A 15,247-nucleotide genomic window follows, 5' to 3' on the forward strand; every position below is an offset into this window, starting at 1 on the left:
GGGTCGTCATGGCCTGGAGCATCCTGTTCGTCGCCGGTCTGCTCGAGATCACCTGGGCGATCGGCCTGAAATATACCGAGGGTTTTACCAGGCTTGTTCCGTCCGCCATCACGATCACGGCCATGGCCGGCAGCGTCATCCTGCTCGGGATAGCGCTGAAATCACTGCCCGTCGGAACCGCCTATGCGGTCTGGACCGGCGTCGGCGCGGTCGGCACCGCGACGCTCGGCATCATCCTGTTCGGCGAGCCGGCCACCGCGCTCCGCCTCGCCAGCATCGGGTTGATCGTCGCCGGGATTGCCGGGCTGAAGCTCGTTACCTGACGAAAATCTTGACCGCCCACCATGTCAGCGCGGCGACGATCGCCGAGGCCGGCATCGTGATCACCCAGGCATAGACGATCGAGCTCGCGACGTTCCAGCGCACCGCCGAGAGGCGCCGGGCGGCGCCAACGCCGACGATCGCTCCGGTGATGGTATGGGTGGTCGAGACGGGAACGCCGAGGAAGGTCGCCATGAACAGGGTCGCCGCACCGCCGGTCTCGGCGCAAAAACCCTGCATCGGCGTCAGCTTGGTGATGCGCAGGCCCATGGTGCGGACGATGCGCCAGCCGCCCATCAGCGTGCCCATCGCCATGGCCGCCTGGCAGGAGAGCACCACCCAGAACGGGATGGAGAAGTCGCTGCCGAGATGGCCCTGCGAATAAAGCAGCACGGCGATGATGCCCATGGTCTTCTGCGCGTCGTTGCCGCCATGGCCGAGCGAGTAGAGCGAGGCAGAGGCGAATTGCAGGATGCGGAAGGCGCGGTCGACCGCGAACGGCGTGGAGCGAACCGAAGCCCAGGAGACGATCGCAACCAGCACCATCGCGAGCAGGAAGCCGACGAGCGGAGACAGCACGATTGCGATCACCGTCTTGGACAATCCGCTCCAGACCGCCGCCGAAAGCCCGGCCTTGGCTACCCCCGCACCGAATAACCCGCCGATCAACGCGTGCGACGAGGACGATGGGATGCCGAGAGCCCAGGTCACCAGGTTCCAGACGATGGCGCCGACGAGGGCCGCGAAGATCACTTGGGCGTCCACGATCGCGGGATCGATGATGCCGGTGCCGATGGTCTGGGCGACGTGCAGCCCGAACACCATGAAGGCGACGAAATTGAAGAACGCGGCCCAGAACACCGCGTATTGCGGCCGCAGCACGCGGGTCGAGACGATGGTCGCGATCGAATTGGCAGCGTCGTGCAGGCCGTTCAGGAAATCGAACAGCAGCGCGACGGCGATCAATCCGACCAGGACGGGAAGACCCAACGCAACATCCACGGCGTGGCCCCTGCCCTAAACTTGCTCGATGACGATGCTGTTGATCTCGTTCGCGACGTCGTCGAAGCGGTCGGCGACTTTCTCGAGATGGTCGTAGATCTCTGCGCCGACGATGAAATCCATCGCGTTGCCGTCGCGATGCTTGAGGAACAGTTCCTTCAGCCCGATATCATGGAGGTCGTCGACGCGGCCTTCCAGTTTGCCCAGCTCTTCCGTGATCGCAGTCAGCATGGCCACGTTCTGACCGATCTTCTGCATCAGCGGCAGCGCACGGCCGACCAGGTTGGCGCATTCCACCAAGAGCACGCCGATCTCCCGCATCGGCGGTTCGAAGCTGCGGACCTCGAACAGCATCACGGCCTTGGCGGTCTGCTGCATCTGGTCGATGGCGTCGTCCATCGAGGTGATCAGGTTCTTGATGTCGCCGCGGTCGAACGGGGTGATGAAGGTACGGCGCACCGCCGTCAGCACCTCACGGGTGATATTGTCGGCATCGTTCTCGAACTGGTTGACGCGCTGGCAATAGACCGGCGTCTCCTCGCCCCCGTTGAGCATGCTCTGGAGCGCGATCGAGCCCTGGATCACGGTCTGGGCGTGGCGGTCGAACAGGTCGAAGAACCGTTCTTCCTTGGGCAGGAAAGCGCGAAACAATCGCATCATGGGGGAGAGACTACCGTTTGGATAATGGCCTGGCCCAAGCGGGCCGTCATGAAACTGTCATAGACCATTTTCGATCCACGCGCGTGCCACCTCACGCCCGTGGAGCCGGATCATCCACCGCTTTCGCGCGTCAACGCATCTTCCATTATATCAATGACTTACAGCGACCGCCGGAAGTAATGGGCGATTTCGCCGATGACGCCCCGGCGGAAGGTGAGCACGCAGATCACGAAGATCGAGCCCTGGATCACGGTCACCCACTGGCCGAACCCCGCCAGATATTGCTGCATGGCGATGATCGCGAAGGCGCCGACCACGGGGCCGAAGACGGTCCCGAGCCCGCCGACCAGCGTCATCAGGACTACCTCGCCGGACATCGACCAGTGGACGTCGGTGAGCGAGGCATTTTGCGCCACGAACACCTTGAGCGATCCGGCAAGGCCCGCCAGCGTGCCCGATAGGACGAAGGCCAGGAATTTGTACTGATCGGTCCGGTAACCGAGCGAGATCGCGCGCGGCTCGTTCTCGCGGATCGCCTTCAGCACTTCGCCGAACGGCGAATTGATGATGCGATAGATCAGCAGGAAGCCGGCGAGGAAGCCGACCAAGACGACATAATAAAGCACCGTCGGCTTGGACAGATCGAACACGCCGAACATGTGCCCTTGCGGAATGCCCTGGATGCCGTCCTCGCCATGGGTGAACGGCGCCTGGAGGTAGATGAAGTAGAGGAGCTGCGACAGCGCCAGCGTGATCATCGAAAAATAGATGCCCTGGCGGCGGATCGAGATGTAGCCGGTAATGAGCGAGAGCACGAAGGCCCCGGCGACGCCAACGAGGATGCCGAGTTCCGGCGGCAACGCCCACACTTTCAGCGCGTGCGCGCTGCAATAGCCGGCGGTCCCCATGAACATCGCGTGGCCGAACGAGAGCAGGCCGCCATAGCCGATCAGGAGATTGAAGGCACAGGCCAGCAGCGCGAAGCACAGCGCCTGCATCACGAAGAACGGATAGATGCCGCTGAATGGCACCGCAGCCAGCAGCAGCGCCATCGCCACGAACACGATCATCTCGTCGCGGATCGCGCGCGGGGCCACCGGCAGTGTGTCGTCCGTCAAGGCTGTCATATCAGGCCGCCCTTCCCGTCAATCCGGTTGGCTTCACCAAGAGCACCAGCACCATCAGCACGAACACGACGGTGTTGGAGGCCTCGGGGTAGAAATACTTGGTCATGCCCTCGATCACACCGAGCGCGAAGCCGGTGATGATGGAGCCCATGATCGACCCCATGCCGCCGATCACGACCACCGCGAACACGACGATGATGAGGTCGGCCCCCATCAGCGGCCGCACCTGGTTGATCGGCGCCGACAGCACGCCGGCGAGCGCGGCCAAGCCGACACCGAGACCGTAGGTCAGCGTGATCATGCGCGGCACGTTGACGCCGAAGGCGCGCACGAGCGTCGGGTTTTCGGTCGCGGCGCGCAGATAGGCGCCGAGCCGCGTCTTCTCGATCAGGAACCAGGTCGCGATGCAGACCACCAGCGAGAAGATGACGACCCAGCCGCGATAGACAGGCAGGAACATGAAGCCGAGATTCATGCCGCCCTTGAGCTGGTCCGGGATGGCGTAAGGCATGCCGGAGGAACCGAAGTAGTTCTGGAACACGCCCTGCACGATCAACGCAATGCCGAAGGTCAGGAGCAGGCCGTAGAGATGATCGAGCCCCGTCAGCCATTGCAGCATAGTCCGTTCCAGGATCATGCCGAAGATGCCGACGACAATTGGCGCAAGCAGCAACGCCCACCAATAGTTGATGCCGCCGATGTTCAGCAGGAAGTAGGCAACGAACGCGCCCATCATGTAGAGCGCGCCATGGGCGAAGTTGATGATGTTGAGCATGCCGAAGATCACGGCAAGCCCGAGACTGAGCAGCGCGTAGAACGAGCCGTTGATCAGTCCCACCAGTAGCTGAGCGTAAAGAGCCTGCATCGATCCCGCACCCGGTCCCTTCGGCGTTCCCTGAAAGTCGCCCGCAGGCCTGATGGCCTGCGGACGGTTATCCTACTTCTTCAACAGCGCGCACTTGCTCTCGGACAGCGGCGTGAAGGCCTGGTCGCCCGGCACCGTGCCTACCAGCTTGTAGAAGTCCCACGGTCCCTTGGACTCGGAGGGCTTCTTCACCTCGAACAGATAGGCATTGTGGATGGTGCGGCCGTTGGGCTGGATCTCGCCCTTGCCGAACAGTTCGTCCTCCGTCGGCATCGACTTCATCTTCTCGACGACCTTGGCGCCGTCATGCGGGTTGCCGCCGAGCGCTTCCAGCGCCTTGAAATAGTGACGCACGCCCGCATAGACGCCCGCCTGGACCATGGTGGGGGGCGCGTTGCTCTTCATCTTCTCGGCGAATCGCTTGGAGAACGCCCGGGTCTGGTCGTTCATGTCCCAGTAGAAGGTCTCGGTGAAGTTGAGGCCCTGCGCGGTCTCGAGCCCGATCGCCTTGACGTCGGTGAGGAACAGCAGCAGCGCCGCGAGCTTCTGGCCGCCCTTGACGATGCCGAACTCGGCCGCCTGCTTGATCGTGTTGGTGGTGTCGCCGCCGGCATTGGCAAGGCCGATGATCTTGGCCTTGGAGGCCTGCGCCTGGAGCAGGAAGGACGAGAAGTCGGGCGTGTTCAGCGGGTGCTTGACGCCGCCGACGATCTTGCCGCCATTGGCGGTGACGACCGCCGTGGTGTCGCGCTCCAGCGCCGCGCCGAAGGCGTAGTCGGCGGTCAGGAAGAACCAGGTGTCGCCGCCGGCCTTCACCAGCGCCTGACCGGTGGTGTGGGCCAGCATGTAGGTGTCGTAGGTCCAGTGCACGGTGTTGGGCGAGCACTGCGCGTTGGTGAGGTCCGAGGTCGCCGCGCCGGAATTGATGTAGACGCCGTTCTTTTCCTTGATGACGTTGTTGACGGCGAGCGCTACGCCGGAATTCGGCACGTCGACGATGATGTCCACCTTCTCGACGTCGAACCATTGCCGCGCGATCGCGGTGCCGATGTCGGGCTTGTTCTGGTGATCGCCCGAGATGATGTCGATCTTCCAGCCCTTCGCAGCCAGACCGGAATCTTCAATGGCCATCTGCGCGGCGAGCGTCGAGCCCGGTCCGCCGAGGTCGGCGTAGAGCCCGGACTGATCGGACAGCGCGCCGATTTTCACGGTCTTGTCCTGCGCGGACGCGACGCCTGTCGCGGCGAAGGTGAGAGCGGTGGTCAGCAGCAATGACGCAATCGACCTGGTGTTCATGCAACTTTCCCTTTCGAATTCTTTTTGTTGGCGGTTCTAGACGCCGAGATAGGTGTGGAGCTTGTCCATGTTGGCGGCGAGTTCGGAATTGGAAAATCCGTCAATGATCTTGCCGTGCTCGACCACGTAATAGCGGTCGGCCACGGTGGATGCGAACCGGAAGTTCTGCTCGACCAGAAGGATCGTAAAACCCTCCTTCTTGAGCCGCGCGATGGTGTGGCCGATCTGCTGGATGATGACGGGCGCGAGACCCTCGGTCGGCTCGTCCAGCATCAGGAAGTTCGCGCCGGTGCGCAGGATGCGCGCGATCGCGAGCATCTGCTGCTCGCCGCCGGAGAGTTTGGTGCCCTGGCTGTTGAGCCGTTCCTTCAGGTTCGGGAACAGATCGAAGATCTGCTCGAGCGGCAATCCGCCTGGGCGCACCACCGGCGGCAGCAACAAATTCTCCCGCACGTCGAGGCTGGAAAAAATTCCCCGCTCTTCCGGGCAGAACGCGATGCCCATCCGCGCGATCTTGTCGGAGGTCGTGCGGATGATGTCCTGATTGTTGAACTTCACCGAGCCGGTACGCTTGCCGATGATGCCCATGATCGACTTCAGCGTGGTGGTCTTGCCGGCGCCGTTACGCCCGAGCAGGGTGACGACCTCGCCCGCATTCACGTCGAAATTGATCCCGTGCAGGATGTGGGACTCGCCGTACCAGGCTTCCAGGTTGCGAACCTGCAGGAGGTTGGCGCCGGTCGCGGCCTCTGCGGGAGCATCCACGGTTGCAGTCTCAGCCATGACCCGCTCCCAGATAGGCTTCCTTGACGCGCTCGTCCTTGGTGAGCTCGCTGTAATGGCCTTGCGCCAGCACCTGCCCGCGCGTCAGCACGGTGATGATGTCGGAGAGATTGGCCACGACGCTCAGATTATGCTCGACCATCAGGATGGTATATTTCGCGGAGATGCGCTTGATCAGCGCCGCGATCTTGTCGATGTCCTCGTGGCCCATACCGGCCATCGGCTCGTCCAGCAGCATCATCTCGGGGTCGAGCGCGAGCGTGGTTGCGATCTCCAACGCGCGCTTGCGCCCGTAGGCCATCTCGACCGCCGGCGTATTGGCAAACTCGCTGAGGCCGACATCGTTCAGCAGCTCACGCGCGCGATCGTTGAATTGGTTGAGCACGGACTTGGAGCGCCAGAAATCGAAGGAGCTGCCGTGCTGGCGCTGAAGCGCGACGCGGACGTTTTCCAGCGCGGTGAGATGCGGAAATACCGCCGATATCTGGAACGAGCGAACCAGCCCCAGGCGGGCCACGTCGGCGGGCGCCATCGCGGTGATGTCCTGCCCCTTGTACAGGATTTTTCCGGCGGACGGTTTGAGGAACTTGGTCAACAGATTGAAGCACGTCGTCTTGCCGGCACCGTTCGGGCCGATCAACGCGTGAATGCTCCCACGGCGAACCTTGAGCGCAACGTCGCGAACGGCGAAGAAGCCCGCGAACTCCTTGGTCAAGCCTTCCGTTTCGAGAATGAACTCATCGGCCAAACAGTTTTCCCCCTGCCCGCGCAATGCGCGTGGTTGTCCTTGTTGCTTCGGCTTTCCGGGGGCCTTGGAGCCTTCCCGGAATGCCGCCTCGGGCGCGGAATATGCCGGAGGTGACGGGGGTTAGGCAAGGCGGAAAGCTGAGCAGATCAGGCCTCCGGCCGGGAGACTTATGCTCCCTTAGTCGGACGTATTTTGATATCGCCTGCCCGGCCTCCCGGTTCGCAAGGCGCCGGTCATCAAGCCGTCGTTAACGGTCTTTCGTTCCTTGCGCCAGCCTTCATAGAAAATTTTCCCGCAACGAGCATCATGTGCGGGTTTTATACTTCGGGAATATTGTTTTGGATTTTACAAGCGCCGCTCCTTCTGTGGTCAAGTCGATCAGGCAGCGTGATCTCCTGAACACGTGGCTGCGGCTCTATGCGCGCGAGCAGGTGGCCCCGGCGATCTGGGAGTATCAGCCTGCGCGGCTCGAGGAAGAACTGTCCGATCTCATCTACTATACGGTGGACATTTCGGCGCCGACGCCGCGGCTGACCATCCAGAGCGAGGGCACGCGCATCTCGCGTGCCTATGGACACACCGGCAAGGGCGTTCTGCTCGACGATTATATCGGGCCGCGGCTCGCGCCCCTGGTGATGCCGGTCTATCATGAATGCGTGGCGCGCGGGCTGCCCGTCTACAGCGTTGCCGACGTCGACGACATCTACGGGCGTATCGTCGCCTATGAGCGCTTGCTGCTGCCGTTCCAGACCGACGGCAATATCTGTCACGTCATCGCATCGCTCAAGACGTTCTGCGAGGACGGCGGCTTCGAGATCAAGAACCTGATGCGCGGAAATGACGCGTTGCCGCGCACGCGATTGCGCGCGGTGATCGACCGCGACCTGTTTCATCGCGCTCCCGGCCGCATTGCGCCGGCCGAACTGGTCGAGTTCGCGGAGCGGCCGGTCCCCGGCGAGATCGTCGAGCTGAACTAGCAGTCAGCGCGACTTGGCGCCAGCTTACTTGGTCCTGATTTCCTTGGTCCCGACTTCCTTCGTCCTGACTTCCTTGGCATAGACGTCCGGCTTGAAGCCGACCAGCAGCTTGCCGCCGACTTCCAGCACCGGCCGCTTGATCATCGATGGTTGCGCTAACATCAACGCCTGCGCCTTCTTCTCGGTGAGACCTTCCTTGTCGGCATCGGGCAGCTTCTTGAAGGTCGTGCCGGCGCGATTGAGCAGCGTCTCCCAGCCGACCTTGTCGCTCCACTGCTTGAGCTTGTCCTTTTCCACGCCCACCGCCTTGTAGTCGTGGAATTCATAGGCGACGCCATGGGTGTCGAGCCAGGCGCGCGCCTTCTTCATGGTGTCGCAGTTCTTGATGCCGTAGATGGTGTTGGGCAAGATTTCCTCGCGCATGCGTCGTGTCGTGATCCCCGGGGCGTTTTACGTCCCAAGGCGTTGTACGCAACTCCGGTTCACGCGACAATATTGCGAACGTCGCCAGCTCTCGAACGGACACTCCATGCACGTCACCCACGATCCAGCCGCGACCGCGTCGCCGACCATCGACTTCAACAGCTTCCTCGCGGTCGATGTTCGTGTCGGCACCATCGTCGATGCGAAACCGTTCCCGGAAGCGCGCAAGCCGGCCTGGCGCCTGTGGATCGACTTCGGTCCCGCGATCGGCGTACGCAAGAGCTCGGCGCAGATCACTGAAAACCATCCGCTCGAGACGCTGGTGGGGCAACAGGTCGCCGCCGTCGTCAATTTCCCCCCGCGTCAGATCGGCCCCGTCGTCTCCGAGGTGTTGACGCTCGGTTTCCCCGATGCCGACGGCAAGGTCGTGCTGGTACAGCCGAGCAAGCCCGTGCCGAACGGCGGACGGCTGTTCTAGCAGCGCGCGATCAAGGCCGCCCTGGCCGCAGGCGGCGCGCCACCGTATCGATTTGATCTACCTCCTTCCCCGCGCCGGGCGGTCGGGTTGACTCCGTCCATGTTCGGTAATAAAAATGACTGACTGATCATTTTTTATACTAATCGACAGGCTCACGGCCCTTTATTGGCATTCAACTAAAAAGATCGATCTGTCAGTTATTTAGGGACGGCCCGGATGCCGAAGATCAGCGACAAGCAACGCGAAGGCCGGCGGCAACAGATTTTGGAAGCCGCGCTTGCCTGCTTCGCCGAGGATGGCTTTCACCAGACCGGGATGGCCGACATCGTCAAGCGGTCGGGGCTGAGCCATGGGGCGGTCTATCTCTACTTCCAGAGCAAGGACGATTTGATCGAGGCGCTGGCCGACGACCGCCATCGCCGCGAAACCGTGCTCAATTCGATCGCTCAAGGATCGGGCGATCCGATCGAAGGACTGCACGCGCTAATCCGCGTCTACGCGCAATGGCTCACCGACCCCGCCGGCGAAGCGCGCCGCCGTGTCGGCATCCATGGCTGGGCCGAGGCCCTGCGCAACCGCCGGGTCCGCGCCAGCGTCGTCGAAGGCATCGACATGCCGCGCGCCCTGATCGTGGCGCTGGTCGAGCGCGGCCAGCACGACAGCCTGATCGGACGCGACCTCGATGCGGAAGCGATCGCGCGCATGCTGATCGCAATATTCCAGGGCTTCGTCCTGCAAAAATGCTGGGGCGAGGATTTCGATATCGAGGCCTGCATGGCGGCCGTGGCAGGCGTGATCGATGGATTTCGTACGGTCAGGCCCGATATCAAGCGACGGACCAGGACGTAAGCGATGTCCTGGATTCACGACCTCCTCGCCGGCGCCGGCGTCGGTCTCATCGGCGGGCTGACATCGGGCTTCATGGGGACGAGCCCCGGTGGCGGCCTCGTCATCTTCTGCGTGCTGCTGCTCGGAGCGGAGCAACACGTCGCCCAGGGCACATCGTTGATCACGCAGGTGCCGCCGACGGGCCTCGCTGGCGTGCGCCGCTACTGGCAGAAGGGCAATCGCAGCCCCTTGCCGTGGATCGTCTGGATCGGCATCGGATTTCTCATCGGCGGCGCCGGGGGCGGCTATACCGCGGCCGTGGTCTCCGACGCGGTCCTGCAATGGACTTATGTCGTCTATCTCGTCGCGCTGATCGCGATCCTGATCCTGCGCCGCGACCGCGAGGATGGGAGCAACGAGGCCGGCGACCAGGACAAGCTGCCGTGGCTGCCCCTGCTCCTGATCGGCATCCTTGCCGGATTTTCCTCCGGCTTCATGGGCATCGGCGGCGGCCTCGCAATCACCGTTGGCCTCGCCGCAGGCCTGCGCGTGCCACAGCATCAGGCGCAACTCGTCAGTCTCATCTTCTCGGTCATCCCGACCAACATTCCGGCGGCGTGGATCTACTGGAGCAAGGGCCTCATGGTCGGCTGGCCGGCCATCATCGGCATTCTTGCAGGCCTCTGGATCGGTACCGATCTCGGCGCACGCGCTGCAAACGGCGTCAGCAAAGGGATGCTCCGCCGGGTCATGATCGGCCTCATCTCGCTGATGGCCATCTATATGACGCATAAAGCGTTGACCTAGCTTACGGCCGCTTCGGAATGTCCAGCCCGCGCTGCACGGCCGGGCGTGCCAGCCCGCGCTCGAGCCACGCACCGACCGACTTGAACTGGCTGAACCCGACGAGATCGCCGGCGCCGTAGAAACCGACGAGGTTGCGCACCCAGCCGAGCATGGAAATATCGGCGATGGTGTAGTCGTCATCCATGAACCATTGCCGGCCGGCAAGGTGCGTCTCCATCACGCCAAGCAGGCGCTTGGCCTCGCTGGCGTAGCGCTCCAGCGGCCGCTTGTCCTCGAAATCCTTGCCGGCGAATTTGTGGAAAAAGCCGACCTGGCCGAACATCGGCCCGATGCCGCCCATCTGGAAATGCAGCCACGCAAGCGTCTGATAACGGCGCGCGGCGTCTTCCGGCAAAAGCTTGCCGGTTTTCTCCGCGAGGTATTGCAGGATCGCCCCGGACTCGAACAGCGGCAGCGGCCTGCCGCCGGGGCCGTTGGGATCGAGGATCGCCGGGATCTTGCCGTTCGGATTGAGCGAGCGGAACTCCGCCGTCTTCTGATCGTCCTTGCCGAAATCGACGAGATGGACTTCGTAAGGCAGCCCGATCTCTTCCAGCATGATCGAGACCTTGACGCCGTTCGGAGTCGGCAGCGAATAGAGCTGAAGCAGCTCGGGATGTTTGGCCGGCCAGCGCTTTGTGATGGGAAAGGCGGATAGATCGGACATCGGGACCCCGGCTTCGTTCATGAGATGCCGCCTAATCTAGGCCAGCCGCCGAACGACGCAAGGTCGCGTACTCACATCATTTTCCCGCACAGCGATCAGGTCACAACGGCCGCAGCACATGGCTGGTGGCGTAGGTCATATCGCGCTGTGCGCGTTGCTCGATGAAGAGCTGCCCGGTGACGAGCAGCGCTCCGATGAAAACGAGCGCGAGCATCGCGGTCGCAAACTGACTGGTATCATTCATCGCACGAGCTTCTCTGAATCGGTCGCACGGGGAACGCGGGACGACCACCGGCAGTTCCTGCAAGCTTCAAATAAATTGCCGCTTTTTCCCGATCAATGCCCTGCCGGCTGCAGCCTCAATAGTTGATCTCCATCCGCAGTCCGCGCGGATCGACCTCCTCCGCGCCGACACGCTGCGTGCTGTCGCGCGCCGCGACGGCGCAGGCACAGGCGTCGATCAGATCGTCGCGGCCGATACCGGTGCCGTGACGTTGGGTCAACCATTTCGGCAGGCGCGTGAAGCCGCGTTGCACCAGCAGCGCGATGCGCCGCTCGCGGCCCTCCGCGGATGTCTTCCGCGCAAGCCGGACACGTCCCGCCAGATTCCAGAAAACCAACTCCGGATGCGCTTCGCCGATCGTCGCCTGCCGCGCCGGCGTCATGATCGCGTCGACGTCCCTGATCTTGTCCCTGATATTCCAGAGCTGCGCCGATACGCCCCTGCCCTTGCCTTCATGCTCCCAATAGTGGCGATTGGCCGCCGCCATGTCGGCGAATGTCCAAAGGTCCCGGCGCGCGCCGAGAAACACGGCGGGACCGACAAGCTCACGTGCACGCAGATCGCAGATGCGATAGCCGCTTGCGGTCAAGCCGATCGGCATGTCGATCATCGCGCGTGCATGCGGCATCGCGAGCAGGCGTGTCAGGCCCGGCGAATAATCGAAGCCATGATCGCCGCGCTCGTCGATCCAGGCCGCGACCCAGCCGAAGCGAAATCCATCGAGGCCGAGATAGTTTGGCAAGCTATTCGCCGGTGCCTGCATGACATCCGTTTATTTGGGATCGATATATAGCGTGAGTTTGCCTGATAGAAGCCCGACCGAACGGCGCAGCTCATTCCTGCTTCGTCAGCACCGTGACGTGCAGGCGGCGCCGAATCCGCATCCCCTGCCGCTGGTACAGCGCGATGGCTGATGCGTTGCTCGAAAACACGTGCAGGAACGGAATTTCGTCGCGCGCCTCGATCTGGCGCGCGACGGCGGCGAGCAGCGCCTGCGCGTAGCCGCGCCCGCGATGATCAGGGTGGACGCACACGGCCGTCATCTCGACGAAATTGCCCGGCTTCATCCGCTCGCCCGTCATCGCGACCAATTCGCCGCCGGCGCGGATGCCGAGGAACGTGCCGAGCTCGTGGGTGCGCAGCGCGAATGGACCGGGCTTGGTCAGCTCCGTCAGCGCCATCATCGCGGGAACGTCGGCCGCCCCCAGCGTGACAATCTCGGCATCGCGAAGCCGGCTGTCGGCGGGCGAGCCGATCATCTGCTCGCCGGTCTCCGCAAGCACGACCTTGAAGCCGGCGGGAACGACGACGGGCTCCGGCGTGAACAGTGCGGCGACCTGCGAGCCCGACAGGAGATCACCGAGCGCCGCAAAGCTTGCCGCGGACATGTCGACCATGTCGGCAAACGGCGTCATGTCCAGGGGATAGCGCAACGCCCGTGGACCGCCCTCCGCCAGATGCTTCTGGCTGGTCGTCAACGCGCTCCAGATCGGACGATCCAGTAGCCGCTCATCGCTGTCGGACACCGGCCTAATCCTTGTCGAAGCTGACGATCACCGCCGCATTGGCGATCAGGATGGGGTCGTTGCCCTGCTCCGGGACCGAGGGAATCTCCAGCCCGCCCTTGATCGCGTTGACCGTGACCGTGCCGTAAGGCAGCTCCTTGGCGACGGCGTCCTTGTCCACGCTTTCCGGATTGGGCACCGCGATCGTGACATCGACGAACATGTCGTTCGCGGTCTTGCCGATCATCCGGAAGAAACCGAGGCTCGAATGCCTGATGGCATCCGACACCGCGCGCCTGGCCGCCTTGGTGGCGTCCCTGCCGTGGACGTCGACACCCATGCCCATCTCGGTGATACAGCGAACGCGAGTCATTTCTTATTCCTGTGGTTGGTTGGATGATGGCGACGCAAGTTGTTATCGCATTCGGGCCTGTCGGCATACTCCGTCATTGCGAGGAGCGAAGCGACGAAGCAATCCAGACTGCCTGTGCGAAAAGACTCTGGATTGCTTCGCTGCGCTCGCCATGAGTGGTGTGGCGAGAGCGCCGAATAAATTACGCCTTTGATTTTTCATGCGCCCGCAGCTCGTCGACCAGCACCCGCACGTTCTCCGAATAGTCGATCGGGATCACGACCAGATGCACGCCGCCCTGCTTGAAGGCGGCATCCAGCGTCGGAGCAAAACTGTCGATGCTCTCGATCCGATGCCCCTTGGCGCCATACGCCTTCGCGTAGAGGACGAAATCGGGATTGCCAAAGGTCATGCCGAAATCGGCGAAGCGATCGACGGCCTGCTTCCAGCGGATCATGCCGTAGGCGTTGTCCTCGAGCACCAGCACGACGAGGTTGAGCTTGAGGCGGACGGCGGTCTCCATCTCCTGGCTGTTCATCATGAAGCCGCCGTCGCCGGCGACCGCGAGCACGCGGCGGTCGGGATAGAGCATCGCGGCCATCATCGCCGACGGCAGGCCGGCGCCCATGGTCGCCAGCGCATTGTCGAGCAGCAGCGTGTTGGCGAGGCGGGTGCGGTAGTTGCGCGCGAACCAGATCTTGTACATGCCATTGTCGAGCGCGACGATGCCGTTCTCCGGAATCACCTGCCGGATGTCGTGCACGATGCGTTGCGGCGTCGGCGGCCAGCGCGCTTCGGTGGCGCGATCGGCGATCCGGCTGAGAATCGTTTCGCGCAGCGGCAGCAGCGCGGCGGCTTGCGGCAGCTTGCCTTCGACGCGGTCGGCGAGAAGCTCCAGGCTCGGGCCGACGTCGCCGACGACTTCCGCATCGGGAAAATAGACCTGCTCGACGCTGGCCGGGGTATAGCTCACGTGAATCACCTTCGGGCCCGAGGGACCCATGATGAAGGGCGGCTTCTCGATCGGGTCGTGGCCGATCGCGACGATCAGATCGGCGGCGTCGATCGCGTCGTGGACGTAGTCGCGCTCCGACAGCGCCGCCGTGCCCATGTAGAGATTGGTGCCGCCGGGCACCGTGCCCTTCCCCATCTGCGTGGTGAAGAACGGAATGCCGGTCCGCCGCACGAAGCTCGCGATGCCGTGGGTCGCGCGTGGCCGGCTGGTCGCAGCCCCCATCATCACCAGCGGATGCTTCGCGGCCAAGATCATCTCGGCGGCGCGGTCGAGCGCGGCGCGATGGGCGACGGGGATTTCGATCGGATGCACCGGGATCACGGGGACGTCGGGCACTTCATCGCCCGCGATATCCTCGGGCAGTTCGAGATGCACCGGCCCCGGCCGCTCCTCCATCGCTACGCGAAAGGCGTCGCGCACCACAGTCGGGATGCTGGAAGCGCTGATGATCTGCCGCGACAGCTTCGTCAGCGGCTTCATGGTGGCGACGACGTCGACGATCTGGAAGCGCGCCTGCCGGCTGCTCATGATCGGCTTCTGGCCGGTGATCAGGATCATCGGCATCGCGCCGAGATGCGCATACGCCGCGCCCGTCGACAGATTGAGCGCGCCAGGGCCGAGCGTCGAAAGACAAACGCCGGGCCTGCCGGTCAGCCGCCCGTACGTCGCGGCCATGAAGGCGGCGGCCTGCTCGTGGCGGGTCAGGATCAGCTCGATTTTGGAGGTGCGGAGCGATTCCACCACATCGAGGTTTTCTTCGCCAGGGACGCCGAAGATGCGGTCGACGCCCTCGTTCTCCAGCGCCGCGACAAACAGGTCGGATCCCTTTGCCTTGCGTTCCTGCCCACTCATGTCGCCTCCGGTCGCAATATCGGCTCCTGCCTGACGCAGGAACTTCGGGCGCATGGTAACGGCTCGCGGCACGGGCACAACTCACAATGCAGCGTGGTCTGTGACACATCGATACCCCTACACACTCCACTGTCATGCCCCGGCTCGACCGGGGCATCCAGTACGCCGCGGCGTCTCGGCCCTTAGCTCGCTGTCTCTGGAATACTGGATCCCCCCCCC

19 protein-coding genes are annotated in these 15,247 nt (G+C 63.3%); 5 read left to right on the forward strand and 14 right to left on the reverse strand.

Going from position 1 to position 15,247, the window contains the following annotated elements; translation table 11 throughout:
* Positions 1 to 8: 8 nt before the first annotated feature.
* The gene (sugE, locus tag IVB31_RS13735) at positions 9 to 323 is read left to right on the forward strand and encodes a quaternary ammonium compound efflux SMR transporter SugE (RefSeq protein ID WP_247322929.1); all 315 of its coding nucleotides are present in this window, start codon (positions 9 to 11) and stop codon (positions 321 to 323) included.
* On the opposite strand, the gene IVB31_RS13740 is transcribed toward sugE, so the two are convergent.
* The 7 genes from IVB31_RS13740 to IVB31_RS13770 form a co-directional block, all read right to left on the reverse strand.
* Positions 316 to 1,323, reverse strand: coding sequence for an inorganic phosphate transporter (locus IVB31_RS13740; protein WP_247322931.1), 1,008 nt, complete (start codon positions 1,321 to 1,323; stop codon positions 316 to 318). The genes sugE and IVB31_RS13740 overlap by 8 nt on opposite strands.
* A 15-nt stretch (positions 1,324 to 1,338) precedes the next feature.
* Complete coding sequence (locus tag IVB31_RS13745) at positions 1,339 to 1,983, reverse strand: DUF47 domain-containing protein (RefSeq protein WP_247322933.1); 645 nt, start codon at positions 1,981 to 1,983, stop codon at positions 1,339 to 1,341.
* A gap of 158 nt (positions 1,984 to 2,141) precedes the next feature.
* Positions 2,142 to 3,110 carry a branched-chain amino acid ABC transporter permease gene (locus tag IVB31_RS13750; RefSeq protein WP_247322935.1) on the reverse strand — a complete coding sequence of 323 codons (969 nt, stop codon included), beginning with the start codon at positions 3,108 to 3,110 and terminating at the stop codon, positions 2,142 to 2,144.
* 1 nt (position 3,111) lies between these two features.
* Complete coding sequence (locus IVB31_RS13755) at positions 3,112 to 3,975, reverse strand: branched-chain amino acid ABC transporter permease (protein ID WP_247322937.1); 864 nt, start codon at positions 3,973 to 3,975, stop codon at positions 3,112 to 3,114.
* A 72-nt stretch (positions 3,976 to 4,047) separates the two neighbouring features.
* Positions 4,048 to 5,271 (reverse strand): ABC transporter substrate-binding protein, encoded by a 1,224-nt coding sequence (locus IVB31_RS13760; protein WP_247322940.1) that lies wholly within the window; start codon positions 5,269 to 5,271, stop codon positions 4,048 to 4,050.
* Positions 5,272 to 5,307: 36 nt separating this feature from the next.
* Positions 5,308 to 6,054, reverse strand: a complete 747-nt coding sequence (locus tag IVB31_RS13765; RefSeq protein WP_247322942.1) for an ABC transporter ATP-binding protein — start codon at positions 6,052 to 6,054, stop codon at positions 5,308 to 5,310.
* Positions 6,047 to 6,802, reverse strand: coding sequence for an ABC transporter ATP-binding protein (locus IVB31_RS13770; RefSeq protein ID WP_211396242.1), 756 nt, complete (start codon positions 6,800 to 6,802; stop codon positions 6,047 to 6,049). Before IVB31_RS13770 ends, IVB31_RS13765 begins: the two co-directional genes overlap by 8 nt.
* Before the next feature lie 338 nt (positions 6,803 to 7,140).
* Here IVB31_RS13770 and IVB31_RS13775 point away from each other — a divergent pair, with 338 nt between their 5' ends.
* Positions 7,141 to 7,779 carry a hypothetical protein gene (locus tag IVB31_RS13775; protein WP_247322944.1) on the forward strand — a complete coding sequence of 213 codons (639 nt, stop codon included), beginning with the start codon at positions 7,141 to 7,143 and terminating at the stop codon, positions 7,777 to 7,779.
* 24 nt (positions 7,780 to 7,803) lie between these two features.
* Here IVB31_RS13775 and IVB31_RS13780 read toward each other — a convergent pair whose 3' ends face one another.
* A complete protein-coding gene (locus IVB31_RS13780) occupies positions 7,804 to 8,187 on the reverse strand; it encodes an ArsC family reductase (RefSeq protein WP_247322975.1) in 384 nt (127 codons plus the stop codon).
* 121 nt (positions 8,188 to 8,308) lie between these two features.
* Here IVB31_RS13780 and IVB31_RS13785 point away from each other — a divergent pair, with 121 nt between their 5' ends.
* The 3 genes from IVB31_RS13785 to IVB31_RS13795 all read left to right on the forward strand — a co-directional run bounded on the left by IVB31_RS13785 (position 8,309) and on the right by IVB31_RS13795 (position 10,315).
* Complete coding sequence (locus IVB31_RS13785) at positions 8,309 to 8,680, forward strand: tRNA-binding protein (protein ID WP_247322947.1); 372 nt, start codon at positions 8,309 to 8,311, stop codon at positions 8,678 to 8,680.
* A 216-nt stretch (positions 8,681 to 8,896) separates the two neighbouring features.
* Positions 8,897 to 9,529 carry a TetR/AcrR family transcriptional regulator gene (locus IVB31_RS13790; RefSeq protein WP_247322948.1) on the forward strand — a complete coding sequence of 211 codons (633 nt, stop codon included), beginning with the start codon at positions 8,897 to 8,899 and terminating at the stop codon, positions 9,527 to 9,529.
* 3 nt (positions 9,530 to 9,532) lie between these two features.
* Positions 9,533 to 10,315, forward strand: a complete 783-nt coding sequence (locus IVB31_RS13795; RefSeq protein ID WP_247322950.1) for a sulfite exporter TauE/SafE family protein — start codon at positions 9,533 to 9,535, stop codon at positions 10,313 to 10,315.
* Position 10,316: 1 nt separating this feature from the next.
* On the opposite strand, the gene IVB31_RS13800 is transcribed toward IVB31_RS13795, so the two are convergent.
* From IVB31_RS13800 to IVB31_RS13825, 6 genes are all read right to left on the reverse strand, one after another.
* Positions 10,317 to 11,021, reverse strand: a complete 705-nt coding sequence (locus IVB31_RS13800; protein WP_247322977.1) for a glutathione S-transferase N-terminal domain-containing protein — start codon at positions 11,019 to 11,021, stop codon at positions 10,317 to 10,319.
* A 100-nt stretch (positions 11,022 to 11,121) separates the two neighbouring features.
* Entirely contained in the window at positions 11,122 to 11,265 is a 144-nt protein-coding gene (locus IVB31_RS13805; protein WP_247322952.1) for a hypothetical protein, read from the reverse strand.
* Positions 11,266 to 11,380: 115 nt separating this feature from the next.
* Positions 11,381 to 12,046: a DUF429 domain-containing protein gene (locus tag IVB31_RS13810; protein ID WP_247322954.1), complete on the reverse strand. Its 666-nt coding sequence runs from the start codon at positions 12,044 to 12,046 to the stop codon at positions 11,381 to 11,383.
* 91 nt (positions 12,047 to 12,137) lie between these two features.
* Entirely contained in the window at positions 12,138 to 12,830 is a 693-nt protein-coding gene (locus tag IVB31_RS13815; RefSeq protein WP_247322956.1) for a GNAT family N-acetyltransferase, read from the reverse strand.
* A 4-nt stretch (positions 12,831 to 12,834) separates the two neighbouring features.
* On the reverse strand, positions 12,835 to 13,182 hold the full coding sequence (locus IVB31_RS13820) for a Lin0512 family protein (protein WP_247322958.1): 348 nt from the start codon (positions 13,180 to 13,182) through the stop codon (positions 12,835 to 12,837).
* A 181-nt stretch (positions 13,183 to 13,363) separates the two neighbouring features.
* Entirely contained in the window at positions 13,364 to 15,028 is a 1,665-nt protein-coding gene (locus IVB31_RS13825; protein WP_247322960.1) for an acetolactate synthase large subunit, read from the reverse strand.
* Between the last annotated feature and the right edge of the window lie 219 nt (positions 15,029 to 15,247).

The organism is Bradyrhizobium sp. 21 (assembly GCF_023073335.1).
Lineage (GTDB): Bacteria > Pseudomonadota > Alphaproteobacteria > Rhizobiales > Xanthobacteraceae > Bradyrhizobium.